The organism is Chengkuizengella sp. SCS-71B (genome assembly GCF_040100845.1).
In the GTDB taxonomy this organism is placed as follows: Bacteria; Bacillota; Bacilli; order Paenibacillales; family KCTC-33759; genus Chengkuizengella.
The window spans coordinates 350,363-375,098 of record NZ_JAZHSH010000001.1; the positions used below are offsets into that span (position 1 = coordinate 350,363).

The following is a 24,736-nucleotide window of genomic DNA, read 5'->3' on the forward strand; positions in this document are numbered from 1 at the left end:
CTCTAACAAAGTCTATGATAATTAATGCTATATATTCATTTGCTTTTCTGCATATAATAGTGGTATTGTTTATGCAGAAAGGTAATAGATGAGGTAGATAGATAATGATGAGATCATTTGATTATTTTAAAATAGATAAAGAACTATATACACCTGACATCGTGAACCTTCTTTCAGCGATTCATGAATACAAAGGTAAACAGGAGCTTTTCATGGAGGCGAATCCTGATATTCTAGAAGCCATGTTAAAGGTTGCTAAAATCCAAAGTACTGGAGCTTCCAATCGAATTGAAGGGATTTTCACAACGGAAGCACGTTTAAGTGAACTTGTGGCTGAAAATGCGGAGCCAATAAATCGAGATGAGGAAGAAATTGCTGGATACCGTGAAGTGTTAAATACCATTCATGAAAACTATAAGTATATTAGGGTAAGACCCAATGTAATACTACAGCTGCATCGAGATTTATACACCTACAGTCCTTCTTCAGTGGGTGGACGTTTTAAAAATATCGATAATGTTATTGAGGAAGTAGATAGCCAAGGCAATCGGCAGGTATATTTTCAACCTTTATCCGCATACGAAACACCGGAAGCCATGGAGGAACTCTGCACAACCTTTTTAAAGGCCGTAAATCAAAGCCAAATTGATCCACTACTGTTAATCTCAAAATTTATTTTTGATTTTCTCAGCATTCATCCTTTCAATGATGGAAACGGAAGAATGAGTCGCTTGCTGACACTTGTACTCCTTTATCAAGAAGAGTATATTGTAGGGAAATACATCAGTATTGAGATGATTATTGAGAAAACAAAGGAAAGTTACTATGAAGCGCTTGAAGAAAGTTCAAAAGGATGGCATGAAGGTGAAAATAATTATGCTTCTTTTGTGAGGTACTATTTAGGAGTTATCCTGAGTGCCTATAAAGAGTTTAGCAGTAGGGTAGAAACGACAAGAAATCAAGGACTTACTAAAGCTGAACGTGTCCGCCATATCTTCGTGACTAAGGTAGGAAGGATATCAAAAGCAGAAATTGCAACACTCTGTCCAGACATTAGTGTGACAACGATTGAAAAAGCACTATCAGATTTACTGAAGGAAGGTTTCATTATCAAAGTTGGTGCGGGACGGAATACAGCCTACATTCGCAACCATGATTTTGAAGAATAAGCTACCTTATTAATCATTTGTCTGCAAAATTTTAGCTTTTGCTATTCAAATATAAGTGAGAAAAGGAGTAATAACGGTATGGTAACCCGCCACTTCAAGAACCTAAAACCTTGGTTACGTAGAACCATTACTATCTTTATATTTCTATTTATTATTTTAATAGTTTCAGTCACTTGGATTTATATAGATATTAAATCTACAGATATAACAGACATCCAAGAAAGATTAGATGCAAGAGAACAAGGAGATATATCGGATTCAAAAGAAGTAGATTCAGATTCATTACCTTCAAGTACTGAAGGTCATCTGAAAAAAGCAGAGGAATTTGCAGATAAACCCATAGAAATGGAAGATGCATTAGATGTTACTTCCATTTTATTAAACTCTGGTTTAAGTATTAAAGAAATGCAATACTTAATGGGTCAAGCCAGAATGAATTTAACCTCAGAGGAGAAAAAGAATGTAAGAGAGATACTCTTAGCTAAATTAACTCAAGAGGAAATTGATGCTTTACGACAAATAGCTAGATACTATGGTAGAACTTTAGACATACTAGATCCAAATGTTAAAATAAAGGGTTTGGAAGAAGAATCCACTGAATTATCTCAAAATACAGAAGATCCAATGGATCAAGAAGCACTCGTAACGGGCGTACAATCAATTGAGGGTCAGATAGGTTATCAAGAAGATGCAATAACTGAAGAACAAACCGAAGAAAATCAGCAGGAGTTAGTTCCTAATTTAATACCAGTAACCCAAGAAGTAGAACAAAAGTACCTAACTCAAATAGAACCTCTACAAAACACCTGTGAAGCAAAAGTTAATGATTTAGCTGCCGAAATCAGAGCGGATATCGACAAAAAAACTGCAAATGGGGAGCAGGTTACTGTTCAATATTTACAAAATACATTCCTACAAAAGTTTGTACTAGCTGAAGATGAATGTGATACACAGTTTGAAGATTTGATGATACAAGCAGAACAAGAATTTGCAACAGAAGGTTTTAATCCAGAGATAATTGATCAATGGAGACAAACCTACCGGAATGTAAAAGATGAGACAAGTAATAAAATACTTAATAATTTAATATCTAAAATACAAAACAGTGGTAACTAATTTATTCACTGTTTTTCCTGTTAAATTCATCACATGTTCATTCCCAACCATAGGGTACGAAAAAATACTCATTTCTTTACGTACTTAGTGTTAGAGATATTGGTCATCAATGCTATTAGAAGAAGTAGGATGATTGGAGTGAAATCTTATACTTTATTGTTTAATATACTCCTTTTCCATAAACCTAAACAGTAGCTTTAGAAATCACCCTATCTTTAATATCAAGCAATAATTCCCTACATTTTTTTTCAGCATCATGTACAGAAGAACCTGCACATATAACATAACCATAAACATTTGCACTAGATTTAAGAGCTTTAACTTCTTGTCCTTTCTCTAAATCAATATCATACTCAAGAGGTTGATATGAATGAATTAGTTGTCTAATTTTGTCCGTATCATAATGAACATGATCGTTTTTATCAAAATAAAGCATTTCCACTGCAACAGGATTATTTTTTAGCTTAGGGATAGTAAAATCTTGCCCACATGCTAATTTAATACATAGTTCTATTAGATCTACACCTGAATGATATTGAATGAGTTCAGGGAGCATACTTGCCCCGCATCTAGCTTGAACCTCTATAATAAATGGTTTTTTATTTTTATCTATCATAATATCGAGATTACTAGGCCCGTTTGTTATTCCTAAACTTGATATAGCTTTTCTACACTCAGAATATACCCTTTGTAACTCTTCATTAGTTAAATTTGGTGGAAAAGAATGTCTTACAGCTACCATGTTACTAGTTGTATCATTATTAATTAAACACATCTCCATCTTCCCATTTATTGAAAAACATTGAGCTCCTATTTTATCCCCTTCAATGAATTCTTCTATAATCACTTTTTTATTTTTTGAAAACCTATGCGCAATGTAGATGGCATTTTCTAATTCTTCTATAGATGCAATTTTTGTGATTCCTCTACTTCCAGAACTATCGGAAGGTTTAACAATGAAGGTTCCACTTGTTAGCATCATTTGTAATTTAGGTAATATTTTTTGGATATTTTGCTCTTTATTTAACACTAAGAAATTTGGAGAAGAAATATTGTGTTTTAAAAATGCTTCTTTCATTAAGGATTTATCTGTTACAACGGGTCCTATTCCAATTCCCTGATTTGGCAGTCCTAATTTTTCATTTATATAACATACCGTTGGTATTGCAGTATCGGATGCAAAAGTCATCACACCTGAGATACTATATTTTCTTGCAATCCTTTCAACATTCGGTAAGTCAGTAGTACTAACAATTTCGATATAGTCCGCATATTTAAAACCTACCGCATTTGGATTTATATCGAGAACTAATGCTTTCATTTCTAGTTTTTTAACTGCTTTGATTGCATCTACTTGAGCTTGACTTCCTCCTAAGATCATAAAAACCTTCTGCAAAATGACCACTCCTATTTCATATTATGAGTTAGTTCTACTTTTCCCTCTCAAAATAAATAAGTTAATATATAATTAAGATATTTCAGGTATTTTTTTACTAGAACTAGCAATATGAAATATTATAAATAAAGCATAATCCCCTCTCTACCAGAATATATTTAAATTCGTAGACAAGTTAAAGAGTAGTGTGGGAGGAGTAGGATGATTATTTATATGGCAGGGATTTTTGCATTTATTTTTACATTAATAGCTACACCTATAGTGATTAAAGGTGCATATCGGTATGGTTTTATAGCTGAGCCTAGAAAAGATCGGTGGAGCCAAAAGCCAACAGCGTTATTAGGTGGAATAGCCATTTTTATTAGCTTTTTAATTGTAGTTTTATTGTTTAACCGTGATTGGAATCCTCTTCATATTGGAATAATAGTAGGAGCGGTCATCATTTTTATAGTTGGATTAAAAGATGATATCAAACCATTACGTCCTAAAATGAAATTTTGGCTTCAAATGATTGTGGCTGTTGCAACAGTTGCTGTAGGTTTAAAAATAGAAACAAACCTTGGCTTTATGATAGATTCAATCATTAGCATTGTTTGGATCGTCGGTATTATGAATGCTGTAAACTTAATAGATAACATAGACGGTTTATCTAGTGGTATTGCTTTCATTGCATCTATTACTGCTGCTATATTTCTATTCATTGCAGGTAATCCGTTTTTTAGTATTGTAACATTGTCTTTAGCGGGAGCAGCTTTAGCGTTTTTACTTTTCAATTTTAAACCAGCAAAAATTTTTATGGGTGATTGTGGAAGTCTTATGTTAGGTTATATATTAGGAACCTCAACAATAGCTATCCAAGGAACTTTAGGTTTGAGTTCGGGGATGATGAATGCATTTTATATTCCAGCATTGATACTTGCTGTACCTATTTTTGACACTTTTTTTGTCGCTGTTGAAAGAAAAAGGCATGGTAGGGCAATATCCCAAGGTGGTAAAGACCATACTTCTCATCGGTTAGTGTATATAACTGGATCTGATGTGAAATCTGTTGTCATTTTATATGTATTAGGAGCTTTTTTCGGTTCAATTAGTTTAATAGGATATTTCAACCCAGGTATTATTCAATATATCTCAATCGGATTAGCTATGATGTTAGGCGTTTTATTAGCAATCATTTTAGTTAAGTATGCTCCTGTATATGAAAATAAAGAGGAAAAAATGGCTGGTGCAGTAAGTTTAGATTAAAGTGAACTCGTTTAAACATCGTGGAATCAGATGGAGACTCTACTCCACCTGATTAAAAGATCCCATCTGTAGAGGTGGGCGTCTTAACGGAAAAGATATAGTAGGATAAAAACGATCTAGAAACTTTGAGACTTTAGACATAAGACAATGACATATGTTTTTCATATAGTAATGGTTATTTTATTTAAAGTGGAAGCTGGGATGGAATTTTATATAATTTGAAAAACCCTACAATTAGGGATGAGCAAAGGAGAGGATAAAAGTGAATAATAAATCACTTGATCCGACTAAAATCTTTTTAATAACAGGAGCAGCAGGTTTCATTGGGTATTATTTGTCTAAAAAGTTGTTAGAGCAGGGATGCCAAGTGATTGGTGTTGATAATCTCAACGATTATTATGATGTAAATCTAAAACAAACTCGTTTAGAGCAGCTTCAGCTTTTTAAGCAGTTTACTTTTATTAAGCAAGATATATCTGATAAAGCCGCAATATGTAGCATTTTTGAAGAGTACAAACCAAACATAGTTGTTCATCTAGCAGCTCAAGCTGGAGTTCGTTATTCTATTGAAAATCCAGATGCATACATCCAGAGCAATATCATCGGGTTTTACAATATTCTTGAAGCTTGTAGACACCATCCAGTAGAACATCTAGTTTATGCTTCCTCTAGTTCGGTTTACGGAGCCAATAAAAAGGTGCCTTTTGAAGAAACCGATTTTGTAGACAATCCTGTATCACTATATGCCTCTACGAAAAAATCCAATGAATTAATGGCACATACATACAGTCACCTATACAACATTCCTGTTACGGGACTACGTTTTTTTACTGTTTATGGTCCTATGGGACGACCAGATATGGCTTATTTTGGATTTACAGATCAACATTTTGCGGGTAAACCAATTAAGGTCTTTAACAACGGTGACTTTGAAAATGACCTTTATCGTGATTTTACCTACATTGATGATATTATAGAAGGAATTGAACGACTTTTAAGCCAACCGCCTAAAGGTAATGGAGTTCAGCATAAGGTATTTAACATTGGCAACAACAACCCAGAGAAGTTGATGATCTTTATTGAAACGTTAGAACAAGCACTTAGTCAATCATTGGGAAGAGAAGTTGTATTTAAGAAAAGCTTTGAGCCGATCAAGCGAGGAGATGTCACAGCTACATATGCTTCAACAGACTTATTGCAGAAGGCAGTTGGATTTAAACCGAAAACCTCGATTCGAGATGGTCTGCAGAAGTTTACAGATTGGTATGTAGGATATTATGGGATTAAATGAATTTAGCTTTTAATAAGTGAAAGAGTGAACGAATAAACTACAAAAAAATCTTCAGTTCTATATAAAAATGGAACTGAAGATTTTTTTGTTCTGCATAAATATTTTCAATTTCAGTTATATTCATGGATTGTAAACCATATGTATAAATACGATTACTAGAATTATATTTTTAAACTTGCTGCTTTAAAGTTTTGAAGGGAGGATTTCAACAAAAGATGAGAATTACAATAGTGGGAACAGGATATGTAGGACTTTCTAATGCTGTTTTATTAGCACAACATAATGATGTTATGGCATTGGACATTAATCAAGAGAAAGTAGATATGATTAATGATCATAAGTCTCCCATTGTAGATGCAGAAATTGAACAATATTTAGAAACGAAGGAGTTAAGTTTAATTGCAACTACAGATGTATATAAAGCATATAGAGATGCTGAAGTCGTTATTATTTCAACTCCGACCAACTATGATCCTGATAAGAATTATTTTAATACTAGAACGGTGGAAGCAGTCATTGCTAATGTACTAGCTATTAATCCAGAAGCAATGATGGTCATTAAATCTACTATCCCAGTAGGATATACCAATAGAGTGAAGGATATGTTTGAGACAGACAATATTATTTTCTCTCCAGAATTTTTAAGAGAAGGTAAAGCTTTATATGATAATTTACATCCTTCAAGAATTATTGTTGGTGAAAAATCAGAAAGAGCTGAGAAGTTTGCTAGTTTATTAGCAGAAGGTGCAGTAAAAAAGGACATCCCTGTTTTATTTACCGATCCAACCGAAGCGGAGGCTGTAAAACTTTTTTCAAATACATACCTTGCGATGAGGGTGGCTTATTTTAATGAACTAGATACCTATGCAGAAATTAGAGGTTTGAAAACAAAAGAAATTATTGAAGGTGTTGGACTGGATCCAAGAATCGGGACCTACTATAATAATCCTTCATTTGGATACGGTGGTTATTGTTTACCCAAAGATACGAAGCAATTAAAAGCGAATTATGCAGATATTCCTAATAATATTATAGGTGCGATCGTAGATTCTAATCGAACGAGAAAAGACCATATAGCGGATATGATTTTAGCCAGAAGACCTAAGGTTGTAGGCATTTATAAATTAACAATGAAAACAAATTCGGATAACTTTAGAACATCATCTATACAAGGGATTATGAAGCGAATTAAAGCAAAAGGAATTGAAGTTGTAGTATATGAACCTAGTTTAGAAGCAGAGGATTTCTTTCATTCTAAGGTGATAAAGGACCTTAATGATTTTAAAAGAATGTCAGATATTATTGTTTCAAATAGAATCAGTAATGAAATTAAAGATGTTGAAGAAAAGGTGTATACTCGGGATTTGTTTAATCGGGACTAAGTAAACTCGTTTAAGCAAACTTAAACATTGCAAAATCAGATGGAGGATAGTGAGATATGACTACAAAAAAAGTGAAAAAAGCAATCATACCTGCTGCTGGCTTAGGTACTCGTTTTTTACCAGCAACCAAATCAATGCCTAAAGAAATGTTACCCATTATAGATAAACCTACAATTCAGTATATCGTTGAAGAAGCTGTAGCTTCAGGTATTGAAGATATTATGATTGTAACTGGAAAAGGGAAACGTGCGATTGAGGACCATTTTGATCATGCTTTTGAACTGGAAAACCATTTATATGAAAAAGGGAAGATGAATTTACTTGAAAAAGTGCAACACTCTTCAAACTTGGCCAATATTCATTATACACGACAAAAAGAACCGAAGGGGTTAGGACATGCGATATGGTGTGCAAGGACATTTATTGGAAATGAACCTTTTGCCGTTTTATTAGGGGATGATATTGTTCAATCAGAAGTTCCGTGTCTTCGGCAATTAATGAATGAATATGAGAAAACATTAGCACCAATTATTGGAGTACAAAAAGTATCTGATGAAGAGACAAATCGATATGGAATTGTAAATCCAATAATACAATCAGGCAGGCGTTATCAAGTTAGTGATTTTGTTGAAAAGCCAGTATTTGGAACTGCGCCTTCCAATCTTGCTATTATGGGCCGGTATATTCTTACACCAGAAATATTCATGTTTTTGGAAAAACAAACCATAGGGACAGGTGGAGAAATTCAATTAACAGATGCGATTTCAAAGTTAAACGAAATTCAAAGAGTTTTTGCTTATGATTTTGAAGGTAGACGATATGATGTTGGAGATAAACTGGGATTTATTCAAACGAGTATAGAATTTGCAATGCAGGATGATGAATTGAGGTCAAAACTATTAGCATTTATGAAAGAAATTCAAAGTGATCCTAAGTTAGTATATGAATAATTTAGATTACTTATATAATGGAGGTTATTTATTTTGAAGTATTCTAGAAACCTGTCTCTTATGATTTTATTAGAATTGTTAATTGTCATAACAGCAGTAACAGTAGGACAACAATGGGTAGTCATGGAGGCAAATATGATAATATTCTCATATATTGTGTTATGTTCATTCCTTTTAATATGTGTTCATCATTATTTCACATGGAAATTGTTCTTGAATCATCGAAATGTCCAATTACAAAGTGCAAATCAAGAAGCTAATAGAGAAATGCCTAGGTTAATTCATGATGTTCCACCAGAAAAACTATTAAATCGAGAGCCCGTTAAATTAGATGATCATGATATTTTAAAAACAATAAGTAACCAATCTATTTTAGTCACAGGAGCAGGTGGAACAATAGGGTCAGAGATTAGTAGACAAATTTCAAATTATCATCCGTCTAGGGTAATTTTATTAGGTCATGGTGAGCAAAGTATCTATTTAATTGAGCAGGAATTACGAAAAACTTATCCAGACATTGAATTTTTAACTGAAATTGCAGATGTCCAGGATCGAAATAAAATTTTTAAAGTACTAGACAAGTATAAACCAGACGTTGTTTACCATACTGCAGCTCATAAACATGTTTTCTTAATGGAGCGGAATCCAGAGGAGGCAGTTAAAAATAATATTATTGGAACGAAAAATGTAGCAGAGGCAGCTGATCGTGCTGGGGTAAAGACGTTTATTATGACCTCTTCAGATAAAGCTGTAAATCCTACAAGTGTGATGGGTGCTACAAAACGAATAGCTGAAATGATCATTCAACATATGAATACAGTTAGTAAAACGAACTTTGTTGCCGTTCGTTTTGGTAATGTATTAGGGAGCAGGGGCAGTGCAATCTTATTATTTAAAGAACAAATCAAAGCAGGAGGTCCTGTAACGGTTACACACCCAGATATGGAACGTTATTTTATGACCATTCCTGAAGCAGTACGTCTTGTAATTAAAGCGGGTATGTTGGACAAAGAAGGTGATATCTTTGTGTTGGATATGGGTGAACCTGTAAAAATAGTAGATCTAGTAACTAAATTAATTGAGCTTTCAGGTTATAAACAAGATGAGATAGAAATTGAGTATACAGGTATTCAACCAGGGGAAAAATTATATGAAGAATTGTTAAGTCCAGAAGAGGGGAATCAACAACAAGTATTTAAGGATATATATGTAGGCAAGTCATCTTACATAGAGTACACCATATTAACTGATTTTTTAAATGAAATAGATAATATGGCTTCAGAAGAGATCAGAAATAGATTGTTTTCATTATTGAATCTTAAGGAACAATCTAGCAATGAGACTGTTAAAGTATAGTGTGAATTATTTAGAGTAGTGAAAGAGAACAAAAATTCCAATTCTTAAGTTATAAGAAATGAAGAAGATCGTATTTGAACCTAACGATATGTTAGGGGAGTACGATCTTCTTCATAGTGGATGGAACTGGAAAGAAGGTTCACTTTATACAAGTGTATAATTCTTATAGTAATCCATTGTTTCTTTTAGACCTTGATGCAACGAATAGGATATATCCCAATGTAAACATTCCTTTGTTAGTTTATTACATAAAACACTATCCTTAATTTCACCATCACGTGTTTCTAGATATAATGGATTTACTTTATTATTTAATATACTAGTCATTACCTTAAACAAATAGTTAATGGAAAATTTAGTTGCAGTAGAAACATTAAGTATTACATCATCTCCAAGGTCTAATGCTTTAATATTAGCAGAGACTACATCTTTTACGTAAATAAAATCTCTAGTTTGTTCACCATCTCCATAAATGTGAATATCTTTGTTATTGTACATATTGTTAGCGAATATGGCAATAACTCCACCTTCACCCAAATGATTTTGACGTGGACCATAGACATTGCTATACCGTAAAATCGTTGACTTTACACCATAATATTGAGATGCAAATGTTAAATATTCCTCAACTGTATATTTTGATAATCCATAAGGGGATTGAGGACAGATCGGATGATGGATATCAATAGGCATATATTGTGTCTTTCCATAAACAGCGGCAGATGAAGCAAATATAATTTTTTTAACTTGATGTTGTTTGGCTGCTTCAATAACATTCAATGATCCCCTAATATTCACATCAGCATCGTGCATCATATCTATAGTAGAATCAATTACGGATACATGTGCAGCTTGATGTATAATATAATCTGGTTTTGTTTCTTGTACAATTTGCTGAAATTCATCGCTCGTAATGTCACATAAATAAAAATGAACTTTATCAGAGGTGATATGATCAAGTTTACCAGTACTCAGATTATCCACAACAATAACCTCGTAATTTTCTTCAAGCAATTGCTCTACGATATGAGAACCAATAAAACCACAACCACCAGTTACCATAATTTTATTATTCATAACTCTTCCCCTTATCTTGACCCATTAATTAGCATTGTAATAATTAGTTTATCTACTAATATTTCCTCCAAATTTTTTTGATATATTATTCTATGCTGTTTCATTCTTTAATATGTTTTAAAGCAATAATCTAGTGAGATGGAAAATGCTCTCTGTAGTTGTGTATTTATGTTCTATTTATATTTTGAAAATCATAATATAGTAATGCAGATTTTCTAGTCTTAAAGTAAATAGAAACGTATCTATGACCATTTTGAATAAGGAGAGGAATATGAATAATTCAGTTTTTATTCCACTATCAGTACCAAATCTTTCATTGGATATTTTGGATCATATTAAAGAAACGATTGAAACAGGGTGGGTATCAACAGGTGGTAGATTTATAACAGAATTTGAACATAAAATGACGAAGTATGTTGGAGTTGAATATGCAATATCAACTCAAAGCGGCACTGCAGGACTTCATTTAGCACTAAAGGCATTAGGTGTTGAAGCAGGGGATGAAGTCATTGTACCGACCTTAACTTTTATTGCTGCTGTTAATCCTGTTCGTTATATGGGAGCAGAACCTATTTTTATGGACTGTGATGATACATTAAATATGGATATGGATAAATTAGAGGAGTTTTTAGAATATGAGTGTAAATACGAGGAAGGAAAAGTAGTGAATAAAACCACAGGTAAACAAATTAAAGCTATTATCGTTGTACATGTATTTGGTAATCCAGCTAAAATGGAAAAGTTAATGGAAATCAAAGATAAATATAATTTAAAAGTAATAGAAGATGCAACTGAAGCTCTGGGATCGTATTACTTAAAAGGAAAATACGCAGGTAAATATTGCGGTACGATTGCTGATGTAGGTGTTTATTCCTTTAATGCGAATAAGATTATCACGACGGGTGGAGGTGGCATGGTTGTATCTGATGATCAACAACTTATTGATAGAATTACAAAACTAAGTCTTCAAGCAAAGAATGATTCAGTATATTTTATTCATGATGAAGTAGGATACAATTATCGAATGACGAATATACAAGCAGCTTTTGGGATAAGTCAAATTGATAAACTTAATAGTTTTATTCATACTAAAGTTGAAAATTATAATATATATAAAGAAGCCATTGAAGAAATTGATGGATTAGTATTACTTAAATTCAGAGAAGATACTCGGTCTAATTACTGGTTCTATTCTATTATAGTTAACAAGAAGATTTATGGCATAAATAGAGATGAATTATTAACTAAATTAAATGCTAATAATATTCAAACCAGACCATTGTGGGGGTTAATTCACAAGCAGAAACCATATTTAAATAATCAAGGATATAGACTGGATAAGGCTGAATTTTATGAGAAGAACTTAATAAATATACCATGTAGTAGTAATTTGTCAGCCCGACATGTTCAGATCGTAATCAACCAATTGAACCAATATGAATCCGCAAACTTATAACCCAAAAAGCATCATATAGGATTTGGGATCATAATAATTTAATACAAAAAAATAATTAAACGACTCGCCTTATTTTTTAAGTCGTTTAATTAAAATGTTGTAAAACTTGTTAAGATGCCCACCTCTATAGGTGTTATCTCCCAAATCAGGTGGGGTAGAGTCTCCATCTGATTTTTCGATGTTTAAGGTTTGCTTAAACGAGTTCACTGTTAATAGAGACTACTTTATTTTTTATACTTTCTGATAATTCCCTACATTTTTGTTCAGCATTTTGTGCAGAAGATCCTGAACAAATGACAAAACCATAAACATCTGCACTAGATTTAATACCTTTTACTTCTTGTCCATTCTTTAAGTTCACTTTATATTCGATAGGGTCATAAGTATGAATTAATGATTCAATTTCCTCAAACTTATAAGTAATATCATGCTCCTTCTCAAAACAAAGCATCTCTACAGCAACTGGAATATTTGTTTGTATAGGAATCGTAATATCTTGCCCACTTGCTAATTGAATTGAACATTCTATAAGATCTATTCCTGAGTGATATTTAGTAATTTGTGGGAGTTTGGTTGCTCCAATTCTAGCCCCAATTTCTATAAAAAATGGACATCCTTCTTTATCTATAATGATATCAATATTACTTGGTCCATTCATGATTCCTAAGCTAGATAAAGCATTATCACATTCATTCTTTACCCGCTCCAACACCTCGTTAGATAAAAATGATGGATATGAATGCCCCACAGGTACCATATTGGCAGATAGGTCATTATGAACAAAACACATTTCCATCTTTCCATTAATGGAAAAACATTGAGCTCCAATTTCCACACCTTCTATGAACTCTTCTATAACTACATTATTATTCCTAGTGAACTCCCGAGCTAGATTGATGGCAGGCTCTAATTGATGAACAGACTCAATTTTTGAAACCCCTCTACTTCCAGAGCTCTCAGAAGGTTTAACAATCAAGTCTCTATTACGCAGCATTCTTTCTACATTAGGTAGTATTTCTAGGATGGTTTGATCATGGTTTAAGACGATAAAGTTTGGTGAAGAAATATGATGGTTTGAAAATGCTTTTCTCATTAAGGATTTATCAGTTACAAGTTCACCTATTCCGACACCTTGATTTGGAAGTCCTAACTTTTCATTTACATAACATACTGTTGGTACTGCAGTATCACTTGATAATGTCATAGATCCTGAAATACGATATTTTTCAGCTACTTTTTTAACATTTTCAAAGTCAGTAGTACTAACAACTTCAAAATAGTCAGCATATTTAAAGCCTATTGCATTAGGATCCATGTCAAGGACTAACACCTTCATTCCTAGTTTTTTAACTGCTTGTATAGCTTCTAATTGTGCATGGCTGCCTCCTAAGATCATAAAAACATTTTGCAATGTACACCCCTCCATTTCTAAATAAATATACACAAATTATTAAACACTTTTTTTAAATTTATTTATCCTGCTATTTTTTGCGTTAAGATGCTCACCTCTATAGATGGTATCTCCAAAAATCAGGTGGAGTAGAGTTTCCATTTGATGTCTCAATGTTTGAGCTTTGCTTAATCGAGATCGCTTAATAAGTCTATTCTTCTTATTTATATATTTCAAAAATCTATATTATGCATGAAATCTATCATCTGTCCTCACAATCATTTCTAGTTCCTGTAAATGCTGGCATTGTAATATGATCATCATATTGTATGCCCTCTGACTTAAATACTTTTAAAACTGTTAATCCTAAAATTTTGATATCTAACCAAAAAGATTGATTTTCAACATACCATACATCATATTTGAATTTTTCCTCCCATGATAATGCATTTCGACCATTCACTTGAGCCCATCCCGTAATACCAGGACGAACTTGATGTCTTTTTGCTTGATTTTCTGTATATAAAGGTAAGTATTTCATCAGTAATGGTCTTGGACCCACTAAACTTAGATCACCTTTAATTACATTTATTAATTGTGGAAATTCATCTAAACTCATCTTTCTTATAAAAATACTAAATTTTGTAATTCTTTCTTCAGGTGGTAGAAGATTACCATGTTCATCTAAATCGTTGGTCATTGAACGAAATTTATAGATATAAAAAGGTTTTCCATATAATCCGGATCGTTTCTGCTTGAATAAAACTTGTGGTCCCAATCTAATTCTTATTAAGCAAGCAGTCGTCATGATTACGGGAGAAAAAATAATTAGAGCCAAGACCGAAAGAAAAATATCAAAACACCTTTTCAAAAAAAAACCACCTTTCATACATGTATTTATCTTCTTTCACCTAATCATCAAGGTATTTATCTTTTTATTCTAAACATACGTATGGCTCATAAAATTAAAATATGCATATTTTATCTCTTTAATAATAAGATCTACTTATTTTAATGAATAAGATTTTCATAATATTTTAATTTAGAACATAGTATGAAATTAAAATATTATTTCCATAAATCAGCTCGAGGAAAAAAGATAACGAAATCATACTGTCATTAAGGGAATCTATAATTCTATTAAGGAATAGAGGAGGTAAATGATTGTGGCAAAAAAGCTATTAATTGTGGGTGCAGGTGGGTGCGGTAGAGAAACGTTATTGTGGGCTAGGCAAATACAAGAAAAGAAACATTTATGGGATGAAATCGGTTTTTTAGATGATAATTTAAATGCATTAAAGGAGTTTAATATTAATGCAAAGTTGGTAGGTACAATCAAAGATTATGAGCCAAAAGAAAATGAGTTTGTAGTATGTGCTATAGGCAATCCAGCAATAAAACAAAGTATTTGTAATTTATTGCTTGAAAAAGGTGCACAATTCACTAATTTAATTCATCCTACTTCAGTCGTTGCTCACAATGCAAGTTTAGGAAAAGGTGTGATTATTTGCCCTTATGCAATCATAACAGATAACACAATTTTGGAAGATTTTGTAATAGTAGATTCTTTTTCAAGTATAGGTCATGATGTCGTGATTGAAAAGGGATGTACAATAAGTGCTTGTTGTAATGTAATGGGGAATACATCTTTGGAGGAAGGTGTATTTATAGGAGGAAGTGCAGTAGTTATTCCAGGTATAAAAATAGGAAGAAATGCAACCATTGGAGCAGGGAGTGTAGTTGTTAATAAGGTGAAAGAGAACAATAAAGTGTTTGGCAATCCTGCCGTTCAAATATATTAAAAGGAGTCGTAAAAAAATGTTGAAAGAAGATTTCTTAAATAAAGTTCGGGACACTCTTGAAGAAGAAATAGAATTGGATATAAATATGGATTTAGACGATTTAGAGGGATGGGATTCCCTTGGGCGTTTGAGTATTGCGGCGTTACTTAGTGAAAATTTTGATAAAAAAGTGAATACAAAAACATTAATGGATTGTAGTAAAGTTGAAGACATTATTCATTTAATAGATGAATATTTAGATTAAAGATAATGTGTTTTAGGAGGAGAATATTTTGAAAAAGAATGTATTAGAATATCTTGAGAATACCGCATCTATAAACCCTAATAAACCGGCTATTATGGACAAGGATCGTTCCATTTCATTTGATGCATTGCATAAAAAAGCAAAGGGGTTAGGTACGGTTATTCATCATAAAAACAATCAATTAAAGCAGCCCATTGCCGCTTTTTTACCTAAAGGTTTGGAAGGTATACTCTCTTTCTTGGGAATATTATACAGTGGGAATTTTTATGTACCGTTAGATATAAAATCACCTAAAAAAAGAATTCAAGCCATTATAGAAAATTTGGAACCCATGTTTATCATTACATCTCAACAATATATAGAGGTTTTGAAGTCAATAGATATTGAAGAAAAGAATATAATTGTATTAGATAAAATTTACGATAGTTTACAAACTTATGATGATGAATGTCTACAAAATATACAATCAAAAATGATAGGCACAGACCCTATTTACACAATGTATACATCAGGTTCTACCGGCATACCTAAAGGAGTGGTCATTCCACATATAGCAGTTATTGATTATATTGACTGGATGATTGATCAATTTGAAATTAATTCTAACACGATCATTGGTAACCAAGCTCCGTTCTATTTTGATATATCACAGGTTGACCTGTATCTTAGTTTAGCTACTGCTGCTACCTTAGTGATTATACCAGAACAACTTTTTTCATTTCCTATTAAGCTGATAGAGTACGTAAATCAAACAAAGATTAATTTTATTTTTTGGGTTCCATCTGTGTTTATAAATGTTGCAAACTCACAAATATTGGAAGAGTTTGATGATTGTAGTTTGAGGAAGATCTTATTTATTGGAGAAGTTATGCCTACTAGACACTTTAACTATTGGAAGAGATGTCTACCTAATGCACTGTATGCTAATTTATATGGTCCTACTGAAGCAACATTAGCTTGTACGTATTTTATTATAGATAGGGAATTTAAAGATCATGAACCTTTGCCGATCGGTTCTCCTTGTCTTAATACGGACATTATGATTCTAAACGATTCAGGAAATGAAGTAAGGGATCATGAAGTAGGAGAGTTATGTGTAAGAGGTAGTTCTTTAGCATTAGGTTATTGGAATGATGAAGAAAAGACAAAAGCAGTTTTTATACAAAATCCACTTCACAACAATTATCCTGAGCTTATTTATAGAACGGGTGATTTGGTGTATTACAACGAAAATAAAGAGCTGATGTATATTGGACGAAATGACTCTCAAATCAAACACATGGGTTATAGGATAGAATTGGGTGAAATTGAAAATACAATTTTAAGCCTAAAAGAATTTGATACCGTATGCATTATTTATAATAAGATCAAACGTGAAATTACAATGTTTTACACAACAAATATGAACATGTCAGATAGAGAAGTCAGAAGAAAATTAGCAGATATCATTCCCAAATATATGATCCCCTCAGTGTTTTATCATCTTAATAAACTTCCATTAAATCAGAATTTGAAAATTGACAGGGTAAAATTAGCCAATAAATATTTGGAGAAATAAATCCTATAAAATGTATCAAAATTGGAGGATAGAACATGAATTCTGTATTGCAAATTCTTCAAGACGTAAGACCAGATATTAATTTTGGAAAATCAAATCATTTTATTAATGATGGCATCCTAGACTCGTTTGATATTATTTCTTTAGTATCGATCATTGATAAAGAGTTTGAAATATCAATTAGTGGCTTAGAAATCATTCCAGAAAATTTTACAGACTTAGGAACAATCAAAGACCTTATAGAAAGAAGCGGTGGTAAGGTATGAATTTTAAGTATAAAAATAAAAAAATAACTGGAATATTAGCGGTTGTACCTGAAAATGAAGTTAAGTTTGAAGATGAAGCTTCGAATTATAATTTTCCTATACAAAAGTCTCTAAGATTAAAAAGAATTATGGGTTATGATCGTCACAGAATAGTAGATGAGGATACATGTGTTTCGGACCTTTGTATTTTTGGTTTAAATTATTTAATTGATCATAGCTATTTATCAAAAGAGGATATTGATGCTCTATTGCTTATTACACAAACACCTGATTATTTCATGCCTCCTACTAGTAATATTATTCAGGGAGAATTAGGACTAAAGAAAGACATTGTGTGTATGGATATCAATCAAGCATGTGCAGGGTACAATATTGGATTGATGCAAGCTTTTATGTTGTTAGAGCAAGAATCAATTCATAAAGTGGTTGTATTAAATGCAGATGTAATGAGTCGTAAAACCTCCAAACACGATCGAAATAGTTATCCTCTTATAGGTGACGCAGCTTCTATTACCATTGTTGAAGAATCAGATAAGGATTCAAAAATATTTGCTAATTTAAAGAATGATGGGAGTAAGGGGGATGCATTGATGATTCCAGCAGGAGGAATGAAATCACCTTCAACAGTAGAAACGGGTGAACTTGAAGATACAGGGGATGGGAATTTGAGAAGTAAGGATCACTTAGTTATGGATGGTACAGGTATATTTAATTTTGTTCTTAGTGAAGTGCCTCCTATGATAAACCAGTTGTTTAACTTCTCTCAGGAAAACCAGTCTGAGATCGATTATTATATATTTCATCAGCCTAACAAGTTCATCTTAGAAAAATTAGCCGATGCAATGGATATACCATACGATAAAATGCCTAACAATTTAGTAGGGAATTTTGGGAATTCAAATGGCGCAACCATTCCAGCAACAATTTGTTTTAACCTTGGTGAACAGCTGTTAGAACAATCATATAAGCTATGTCTTGCTGGGTTTGGAGCAGGGCTAACATGGAATTCTATGTCCATAGAAATTGGGAATTTACAATTTTGTGAATGGATTGAATATAAATAATGGATAAACAATAAAAATGGTTAGAGGTATAAAAAATGTATATTGGTGTGGATATGATTGAGGTTAAGAGAGTTTCAAAATTGGTTGAACACGATACTTATATTTTGAATGTTTTTACTCAAAATGAGTTAAATATAGTACATAATTACGGAGAAATAAAAAGAATAGAAAGTTTAGCTGGAAAATTTGCTGCAAAGGAAGCTACTGTAAAAGCACTGGGTACAGGGTTCGATAATAAGATTATGCCAAAAGATATTGAAGTATTGAACAATGAAAATGGTAAACCCATTCTAAGATTGCATAACGCTGCATTAGAAATGGCCTTAAAATTAGGCATTAGAGACCTCAATATCTCAATATCTCATAATAAAACTACAGCGATAAGCTTTGTAACCCTAACATAACTAGGGTTCAATTGATATCTGAATCAGAAACCTTAACATCTCTCATTTTCCTTATTTTAAAAGTTTTAGTTCCTTTTTCCTATTAAGTTCTATTCATATTCAATATAACATAATGTAATATTATTTAGCCCTTTAAAAAAATAGAATAAAAAGGGAGGTTCGGTTAGTGCTGTACCGAAAAAGGTTAATACACTTAATTATGTTAGATTCATTATGTGTATTAACTGCCATATATTTTAGTTATTTTATTGTAGGCACGGAGAATTTTTTTACATCATGCCTGCTTGTCAGTTCCCTAACCTTACTTATTGGGCATCATCTTTTAGCAGGATATTATAAGCTTTATAAAAAGTTTTGGGAATATGCTAGTATTGGTGAATTAATCATCATTTGCAAAACTGTCACCTTAACCATTGTGATAACTGCACTTGTGCAATTGATTTTTTACCAAAGTATTTATGTTAGGGCACTTGTTGTTACATGGATGATACATTTGTTGTTAGTAGGTGGTGTAAGGTTTGTTTGGCGATTATATCAAGATACATATTTTAAAAGTAAAGTTCAAGGAAAGAATACTTTAATTATAGGAGCAGGATCTGCTGGTACCATGGTGGTTCGACAGCTTAAGAATAATAAAAACTCAAAACTTTATCCTGTTGCATTTATTGATGATGATAGTCAAAAACAACAGATGGAAATCATGGGAGTGCCTGTTATAGGCGGCGTAAGTAAAATTAAACAAACAGTTGCAAAGTATAACATTACTAATATTGTAATTGCTATCCCTTCGCTTAATAAAAAGGAATTGAACAAAATAGTACAAGAATGTATGAAATCTAATATAAAACCCCAATCCCTTCCAATGATAGAGGACTTAATATTAGGAAAAGTGTCCGTTAATGATTTTAGAAATGTCAGAATAGAAGACCTGCTTGGAAGAGACCCAGTTCAGCTTGATGATAGAAATCTACTAAATTCAATTCAAAACCAAACGGTCTTAGTAACAGGTGCGGGCGGATCTATAGGATCTGAGATTTGTAGACAAATTTCAAATTATAAGCCAACTAAAGTAGTTTTATTTGGTCATGGTGAAAATAGCATATACACCATTGAGCAAGAATTGATTCAAACATATACAGGTATTCAATTCATTACTGAGGTTGCAGACATTCAGGATAAAGAAAAAGTGCTTGCTGTCATGTTAAAACATAAACCAAGCATCGTTTATCATGCGGCTGCACATAAACATGTTCCTTTAATGGAAAGGAACCCTGAAGAAGCGGTCAAAAATAATGTCTTAGGGACAAAATATGTAGCAGAAGCAGCTAGTCATGCAAAAGTAAATACATTTGTGGTCGTTTCAACAGATAAAGCAGTGAACCCGACAAGTGTAATGGGTGCAACGAAGCGTATAGCTGAAATGGTAGTACAACATTTAGACACAATAAGTAATACACGTTTTGTAGCGGTTAGGTTTGGCAATGTGCTTGGTAGTAGAGGAAGTGTTATTCCATTATTTAAAAAACAAATTCAAGCGGGAGGACCAGTTACGGTTACTCACCCAGACATGGTTCGTTATTTTATGACAATTCCAGAAGCCTCGAGGTTAGTTATTCAAGCTGGAGCATTAGCAAGAGGTGGTGAAGTATTTGTATTGGATATGGGTGAACCTGTTAAAATAATAGATTTAGCAAAGAACCTAATTAAACTATCGGGTAATTCTGTGGAGGAGATAGGAATTGAATACACTGGTATACGTCCTGGCGAAAAGTTATTTGAAGAGTTATTAAATGAAAGTGAGGTACATAGCAAGGAAATTTTCCCTAAAATTCATATCGGAAAATCTACAGCTATTGACGGACGATTGTTATATTCGTTTATCAATGATTTCGTAAATATGTCATCAACTGAATTGAAAACTAAATTGCTAGAAATGACAAATAACCAAACAGAACAAGATGTATTGGTTATAAATGAATAGCAATTTTTCTTCGATCACCCCTTTAATACTTAAAATTCAATAGGAACTTAATCATATAAAGTAATAATTCATTCAAACTTTAATATATATAGACTATAAACTATTAGGGGTGAAGAGATAGTGCAAAAGATTCTCATATTAGCAAATTATGCTAGAGGGTTATATAATTTTAGATTTGAGTTGATACAAAGACTTATAAATGACGGTTATAAAGTTTATATTTCATTGCCAGAATCAATAGAAGATGAAAAAGTGAAAATCATATCAAAAACAGGAGCAAAACTCATACAGACATACATAAATAGAAGAGGAATAAATCCTATTGAAGACCTAAAATTAATGTATAGATATAAAAAAATAATTAAAGATGTTGATCCAGATTTGATCCTGACCTATACAATTAAACCTAATATATATGGAACAATTGCAGCAGCTAGGTTTAATAAACCAGTCATTATGAATATCACAGGACTTGGTCACTCGTTTTATAATAATAAGTTAAGCATTATAGTTAAGAAACTATATAAATATGCTTGCAATACCACTAAAATGATATTTTTCCAAAATGAACATGACCATTCTATTTTCGTCACCAATAATATTGTTGAACATAGTAAAACAAAACTAGTCAAAGGTTCTGGAGTTAATCTCAATAAATTCACACCTCTAGAAGATAATAACAGTGATGAAGTGGTTCGATTTTTATTTATCGCAAGAATTATGAAAGAAAAAGGAATAGAAGAGTATCTCGAAGCTGCAAATAGACTTTCTAAGAAATATTCCAATGTACAGTTTCAAATACTCGGAGGATTTGAAGAAGAAAAGTACGTCAATATCATTAAGGATCATCAACATATACAATATCTTGGTTTCTCTAATGATGTGCGGGAAGAAATTAAAAAAGTGGACTGCATAGTTCATCCTACCTATTTCGAAGGAATGTCCAATGTTCTATTAGAAGGGGCAGCAATGGGTAAACCCCTTATAGCTTCTAACGTACCTGGATGCAAAGAAATTATTGAAGAAGGATATAACGGTTACTTATGTGAGGCAAGGTCTATAGAGTCATTAGAAAATAAACTTAATCAATTTATAGCGTTAAACAGCGAAGAAAAAAAGGTTTTGGGTGAAAATTCCCGTAAAAAAGTAAAAAGTGAATTTGATAGAAACATTGTAATAGGCCATTATATGACAACAATAAAAAATATTTTAACAGAAACAAAAGGGAGGATAGAACATGAATTTGTATAAAATTAGCATACCTGTTGAAGTTGTTGAATGGTGCAGGGTAAATTTATGAAGAGAATTGTTCATATTATAACAGGTCTTAATAAAGGTGGAGCAGAAACGATGCTCTATAATATTTTGAAAAATAGCAGTAAAGATCAATTTCAACATCAAGTGATTAGTTTAATCAAGGATGGATACTACATTGAAAAAATTAAAGATCTTAATATCGAAGTATTTAATTATCAAATTTCCTCTCGTCCTATAAAAACTATTTTCAAAATATTCAAACATTTCAAAAAAGCAGATACTGTATGCTGCTGGATGTATCATGCTAATTTTATTGGTTTGATTTGTGGGAAAATGGCTGGTGTTAAAAATATCATTTGGGGAATTAGGCATAGCAATCTTGAGGTAAGTCGCAATAAAAGAAGTACTTTGTTTCTGAATAAAGTGTGCTCTTTTCTTAGCAGGTTTGTAAATATAGTGACTTATAATGGGCAGACAGCTAAGAGGGTTCATGAAGATATTGGGTATGATCAATCAAAATCAATGGTTTTAAATAACGGTTGTGATACCTCTATCTATAGCCCGATTTGTAATGCTAGAAGTACTTTATGTGCTGAGTTGTCTATTCCTGCAAATAAGAAGATTATGTTATCAGCGGTTAGGTATTCACCATTAAAGGATATACCGAACTTTATCAATGCCCTTTCCTTGGTAAAAGAAGAATTCCCTGATGTAGTGGGTGTGATGTGCGGCCATCGTATTGATCTTCATAATGAAGAACTGGTATCGATTATCCAATCTAAAAATTTAATCATTGATAAAGATATATACTTACTAGGCTTGCGACATGACATGCCCTTAATTATGTCAGCGAGTGATGTATATATTTTACATTCGGCAGGAGAAGCTTTTCCAAATACGTTAATCGAAGCAATGGCCTGTGAATCCCTTTGTGTAGTAACTGATGTTGGTGATGCGAAGCTTATATTAGATGATAATGAGAGGGTTGTAGAGTGCTCTAATTATATCGCTTTATCTAGCGTTATAAAAAATACATTAGTTGAAAAAAGTGACGTGGCAGAAAATAGAAGAAAGAAGTATAGAAACAGAGTTGTGGAGCATTTTTCAATAAAAAGTATAGTTACACAATATGAGAACAATTTTTAGAAAGTGAGATTACTGTAATGATGAACAAAATTAAAATGTTGTGGGTAACAAACACCATAGGGTATGGAGGGGCTGAAAGACAGGTTTTGATTATGGGACATGCATTACATGAACTAAATTATAGTATTGATGTTTTGTATTATGACGATAAAGGATCTGAATTTCTTCCACATTTTGAAAATAGTAGTATTAATCTAATTTATATTGATAAATCGAAATGTGGAAATATAAAATTTATAAAAAAAGTAACTGAATTAATAAAGAAAAATAACTATGATATTGTCCATGCCTTTGGTGGTGGAACTGCAAATATATATGGAAGGCTTCCAGCCTTAATCGCTAGAACACCTGTTGTGATAGGGGCGATGTTGGGAAAAAAACATTTCACATATACGAAGATGAAATGGGTTAATTCAGTTATAAATATTTTTACTAAAAACTGGACGATTAATAATACAGATTTAGAACCTATTCTTAAAAAAGATCTTCATTTCTTAAGAAAACAAAAAATTTGGCTCATCCATAATGGATTTGATGATCACAACAAAGTTGATTACCAAATCAACAAGCAAACCTACTATGATTCATTGAAAAAACACAAATTTGTTGTCACTGCAATCGGTCGAATTACACCTGTTAAGAATCAAAAAATGTTTTTAGAAGCTGCGAAAGAGATATTGAAGACGAATGACAATGTTGAATTTTGGTTAGTGGGAAAGGGAGAATTGGTTAAGTCTTTTAATGAATGGATCGAAAATGAAGGGCTAGATCATAAAGTAAAACTTTTAGGGTATAGAGACGATATAGATATTGCCCTGTCAAGGTCTGATATATTTGTGCAAACTAGCAATACTGAGGGCTCGCCCAATACAATTGCTGAAGCGCTTAGAGCTAAAAGACCTGTTGTATCTACTCGAAGCACGTCAATGAATGAGTTTATCGTTGAAGGTGTTAATGGTTATGTAACGGATGTTGGAAATAAAGATCAGCTTGTTGATAGGATAAATATACTTTTAAACAAAGGTAAATCAGAGTTACATGAGATGGGGGAGAAATCCTTAGAAATGTTTAATCATAGTTTTCTTATAGACCATGTATTGAAAGAGTTCGATGATATGTATAAACATTTGTTGAAATTAAAAAGTAAAGGTGTTGTTCATGAACAATATATTAAAAATAATTAACT

General features: G+C 32.3%; 22 protein-coding genes and 1 pseudogene. 19 read left to right on the plus strand and 4 right to left on the minus strand.

The window, feature by feature from the left end; translation table 11 throughout:
- The first annotated feature begins 104 nt into the window (after nt 1-104).
- From VQL36_RS01715 to VQL36_RS01725, 3 genes are all read left to right on the plus strand, one after another.
- Complete coding sequence (locus VQL36_RS01715; RefSeq protein WP_349247654.1) at nt 105-1,169, plus strand: Fic family protein; 1,065 nt, start codon at nt 105-107, stop codon at nt 1,167-1,169.
- A 78-nt stretch (nt 1,170-1,247) separates the two neighbouring features.
- On the plus strand, nt 1,248-2,285 hold the full coding sequence (locus tag VQL36_RS01720) for a hypothetical protein (RefSeq protein ID WP_349247655.1): 1,038 nt from the start codon (nt 1,248-1,250) through the stop codon (nt 2,283-2,285).
- A 33-nt stretch (nt 2,286-2,318) separates the two neighbouring features.
- Entirely contained in the window at nt 2,319-2,480 is a 162-nt protein-coding gene (locus tag VQL36_RS01725; RefSeq protein ID WP_349247656.1) for a VanZ family protein, read from the plus strand.
- On the opposite strand, the gene VQL36_RS01730 is transcribed toward VQL36_RS01725, so the two are convergent.
- A complete protein-coding gene (locus VQL36_RS01730) occupies nt 2,470-3,681 on the minus strand; it encodes an ATP-grasp domain-containing protein (protein WP_349247657.1) in 1,212 nt (403 codons plus the stop codon). The genes VQL36_RS01725 and VQL36_RS01730 overlap by 11 nt on opposite strands.
- Nucleotides 3,682-3,882: 201 nt before the next feature.
- Here VQL36_RS01730 and VQL36_RS01735 point away from each other — a divergent pair, with 201 nt between their 5' ends.
- From VQL36_RS01735 to VQL36_RS01755, 5 genes and pseudogenes are all read left to right on the plus strand, one after another.
- The gene (locus VQL36_RS01735; RefSeq protein WP_349247658.1) at nt 3,883-4,926 is read left to right on the plus strand and encodes an MraY family glycosyltransferase; all 1,044 of its coding nucleotides are present in this window, start codon (nt 3,883-3,885) and stop codon (nt 4,924-4,926) included.
- A 262-nt stretch (nt 4,927-5,188) separates the two neighbouring features.
- Nucleotides 5,189-6,217 carry an SDR family NAD(P)-dependent oxidoreductase gene (locus tag VQL36_RS01740; RefSeq protein ID WP_349247659.1) on the plus strand — a complete coding sequence of 343 codons (1,029 nt, stop codon included), beginning with the start codon at nt 5,189-5,191 and terminating at the stop codon, nt 6,215-6,217.
- Between the two features lie 215 nt (nt 6,218-6,432).
- Nucleotides 6,433-7,599, plus strand: coding sequence for a nucleotide sugar dehydrogenase (locus tag VQL36_RS01745; protein WP_349247660.1), 1,167 nt, complete (start codon nt 6,433-6,435; stop codon nt 7,597-7,599).
- 56 nt (nt 7,600-7,655) lie between these two features.
- On the plus strand, nt 7,656-8,549 hold the full coding sequence (gene galU / locus VQL36_RS01750) for a UTP--glucose-1-phosphate uridylyltransferase GalU (protein ID WP_349247661.1): 894 nt from the start codon (nt 7,656-7,658) through the stop codon (nt 8,547-8,549).
- A gap of 285 nt (nt 8,550-8,834) precedes the next feature.
- Nucleotides 8,835-9,905: pseudogene (locus VQL36_RS01755) on the plus strand (UDP-N-acetylglucosamine 4,6-dehydratase family protein); the annotation flags it as partial.
- A 144-nt stretch (nt 9,906-10,049) separates the two neighbouring features.
- On the opposite strand, the gene VQL36_RS01760 reads toward VQL36_RS01755, so the two are convergent.
- Nucleotides 10,050-10,982, minus strand: coding sequence for an NAD-dependent epimerase/dehydratase family protein (locus tag VQL36_RS01760; RefSeq protein WP_349247662.1), 933 nt, complete (start codon nt 10,980-10,982; stop codon nt 10,050-10,052).
- A gap of 271 nt (nt 10,983-11,253) precedes the next feature.
- Between VQL36_RS01760 and VQL36_RS01765 the strand changes: the two genes are divergently transcribed.
- On the plus strand, nt 11,254-12,438 hold the full coding sequence (locus VQL36_RS01765) for a LegC family aminotransferase (RefSeq protein ID WP_349247663.1): 1,185 nt from the start codon (nt 11,254-11,256) through the stop codon (nt 12,436-12,438).
- Nucleotides 12,439-12,631: 193 nt separating this feature from the next.
- On the opposite strand, the gene VQL36_RS01770 is transcribed toward VQL36_RS01765, so the two are convergent.
- Both VQL36_RS01770 and VQL36_RS01775 read right to left on the minus strand, forming a co-directional pair.
- Nucleotides 12,632-13,849 carry an ATP-grasp domain-containing protein gene (locus tag VQL36_RS01770; RefSeq protein WP_349247664.1) on the minus strand — a complete coding sequence of 406 codons (1,218 nt, stop codon included), beginning with the start codon at nt 13,847-13,849 and terminating at the stop codon, nt 12,632-12,634.
- Between the two features lie 241 nt (nt 13,850-14,090).
- Nucleotides 14,091-14,699, minus strand: coding sequence for a sugar transferase (locus tag VQL36_RS01775; RefSeq protein WP_349247665.1), 609 nt, complete (start codon nt 14,697-14,699; stop codon nt 14,091-14,093).
- A gap of 295 nt (nt 14,700-14,994) precedes the next feature.
- Here VQL36_RS01775 and VQL36_RS01780 point away from each other — a divergent pair, with 295 nt between their 5' ends.
- The 10 genes from VQL36_RS01780 (at nt 14,995) to VQL36_RS01825 (ending at nt 24,734) form a co-directional block, all read left to right on the plus strand.
- Complete coding sequence (locus VQL36_RS01780; protein ID WP_349247666.1) at nt 14,995-15,630, plus strand: acetyltransferase; 636 nt, start codon at nt 14,995-14,997, stop codon at nt 15,628-15,630.
- Nucleotides 15,631-15,646: 16 nt separating this feature from the next.
- Nucleotides 15,647-15,874 (plus strand): phosphopantetheine-binding protein, encoded by a 228-nt coding sequence (locus tag VQL36_RS01785; RefSeq protein ID WP_349247667.1) that lies wholly within the window; start codon nt 15,647-15,649, stop codon nt 15,872-15,874.
- Nucleotides 15,875-15,902: 28 nt separating this feature from the next.
- Entirely contained in the window at nt 15,903-17,432 is a 1,530-nt protein-coding gene (locus tag VQL36_RS01790; RefSeq protein WP_349247668.1) for an amino acid adenylation domain-containing protein, read from the plus strand.
- 35 nt (nt 17,433-17,467) lie between these two features.
- Nucleotides 17,468-17,698, plus strand: a complete 231-nt coding sequence (locus tag VQL36_RS01795) for an acyl carrier protein (RefSeq protein WP_349247669.1) — start codon at nt 17,468-17,470, stop codon at nt 17,696-17,698.
- Nucleotides 17,695-18,762: a ketoacyl-ACP synthase III gene (locus tag VQL36_RS01800; protein WP_349247670.1), complete on the plus strand. Its 1,068-nt coding sequence runs from the start codon at nt 17,695-17,697 to the stop codon at nt 18,760-18,762. Before VQL36_RS01795 ends, VQL36_RS01800 begins: the two co-directional genes overlap by 4 nt.
- 35 nt (nt 18,763-18,797) lie before the next feature.
- Nucleotides 18,798-19,166 carry a holo-ACP synthase gene (gene acpS, locus VQL36_RS01805; protein WP_349247671.1) on the plus strand — a complete coding sequence of 123 codons (369 nt, stop codon included), beginning with the start codon at nt 18,798-18,800 and terminating at the stop codon, nt 19,164-19,166.
- 166 nt (nt 19,167-19,332) lie between these two features.
- A complete protein-coding gene (locus tag VQL36_RS01810; RefSeq protein WP_349247672.1) occupies nt 19,333-21,147 on the plus strand; it encodes a nucleoside-diphosphate sugar epimerase/dehydratase in 1,815 nt (604 codons plus the stop codon).
- 120 nt (nt 21,148-21,267) lie between these two features.
- Nucleotides 21,268-22,398 carry a glycosyltransferase family 4 protein gene (locus VQL36_RS01815; protein ID WP_349247673.1) on the plus strand — a complete coding sequence of 377 codons (1,131 nt, stop codon included), beginning with the start codon at nt 21,268-21,270 and terminating at the stop codon, nt 22,396-22,398.
- A 45-nt stretch (nt 22,399-22,443) separates the two neighbouring features.
- Nucleotides 22,444-23,550 (plus strand): glycosyltransferase, encoded by a 1,107-nt coding sequence (locus VQL36_RS01820; protein ID WP_349247674.1) that lies wholly within the window; start codon nt 22,444-22,446, stop codon nt 23,548-23,550.
- A gap of 20 nt (nt 23,551-23,570) precedes the next feature.
- Nucleotides 23,571-24,734 carry a glycosyltransferase gene (locus tag VQL36_RS01825; protein ID WP_349247675.1) on the plus strand — a complete coding sequence of 388 codons (1,164 nt, stop codon included), beginning with the start codon at nt 23,571-23,573 and terminating at the stop codon, nt 24,732-24,734.
- Nucleotides 24,735-24,736: the final 2 nt, after the last annotated feature.

What these genes read in the sequence shown, in the direction of transcription:
- VQL36_RS01715 (WP_349247654.1), top strand. Translation starts at nt 105, where the DNA reads ATGATGAGATCATTTGATTATTTTAAAATAGATAAAGAACTATATACA.
- VQL36_RS01720 (WP_349247655.1), top strand. Translation starts at nt 1,248, where the DNA reads ATGGTAACCCGCCACTTCAAGAACCTAAAACCTTGGTTACGTAGAACC.
- VQL36_RS01725 (WP_349247656.1), top strand. Translation starts at nt 2,319, where the DNA reads ATGTTCATTCCCAACCATAGGGTACGAAAAAATACTCATTTCTTTACG.
- VQL36_RS01735 (WP_349247658.1), top strand. Translation starts at nt 3,883, where the DNA reads ATGATTATTTATATGGCAGGGATTTTTGCATTTATTTTTACATTAATA.
- VQL36_RS01745 (WP_349247660.1), top strand. Translation starts at nt 6,433, where the DNA reads ATGAGAATTACAATAGTGGGAACAGGATATGTAGGACTTTCTAATGCT.
- galU (WP_349247661.1), top strand. Translation starts at nt 7,656, where the DNA reads ATGACTACAAAAAAAGTGAAAAAAGCAATCATACCTGCTGCTGGCTTA.
- VQL36_RS01760 (WP_349247662.1), bottom strand. Translation starts at nt 10,982, where the DNA reads ATGAATAATAAAATTATGGTAACTGGTGGTTGTGGTTTTATTGGTTCT.
- VQL36_RS01765 (WP_349247663.1), top strand. Translation starts at nt 11,254, where the DNA reads ATGAATAATTCAGTTTTTATTCCACTATCAGTACCAAATCTTTCATTG.
- VQL36_RS01785 (WP_349247667.1), top strand. Translation starts at nt 15,647, where the DNA reads ATGTTGAAAGAAGATTTCTTAAATAAAGTTCGGGACACTCTTGAAGAA.
- VQL36_RS01795 (WP_349247669.1), top strand. Translation starts at nt 17,468, where the DNA reads ATGAATTCTGTATTGCAAATTCTTCAAGACGTAAGACCAGATATTAAT.
- VQL36_RS01800 (WP_349247670.1), top strand. Translation starts at nt 17,695, where the DNA reads ATGAATTTTAAGTATAAAAATAAAAAAATAACTGGAATATTAGCGGTT.
- acpS (WP_349247671.1), top strand. Translation starts at nt 18,798, where the DNA reads ATGTATATTGGTGTGGATATGATTGAGGTTAAGAGAGTTTCAAAATTG.
- VQL36_RS01820 (WP_349247674.1), top strand. Translation starts at nt 22,444, where the DNA reads ATGAAGAGAATTGTTCATATTATAACAGGTCTTAATAAAGGTGGAGCA.
- VQL36_RS01825 (WP_349247675.1), top strand. Translation starts at nt 23,571, where the DNA reads ATGAACAAAATTAAAATGTTGTGGGTAACAAACACCATAGGGTATGGA.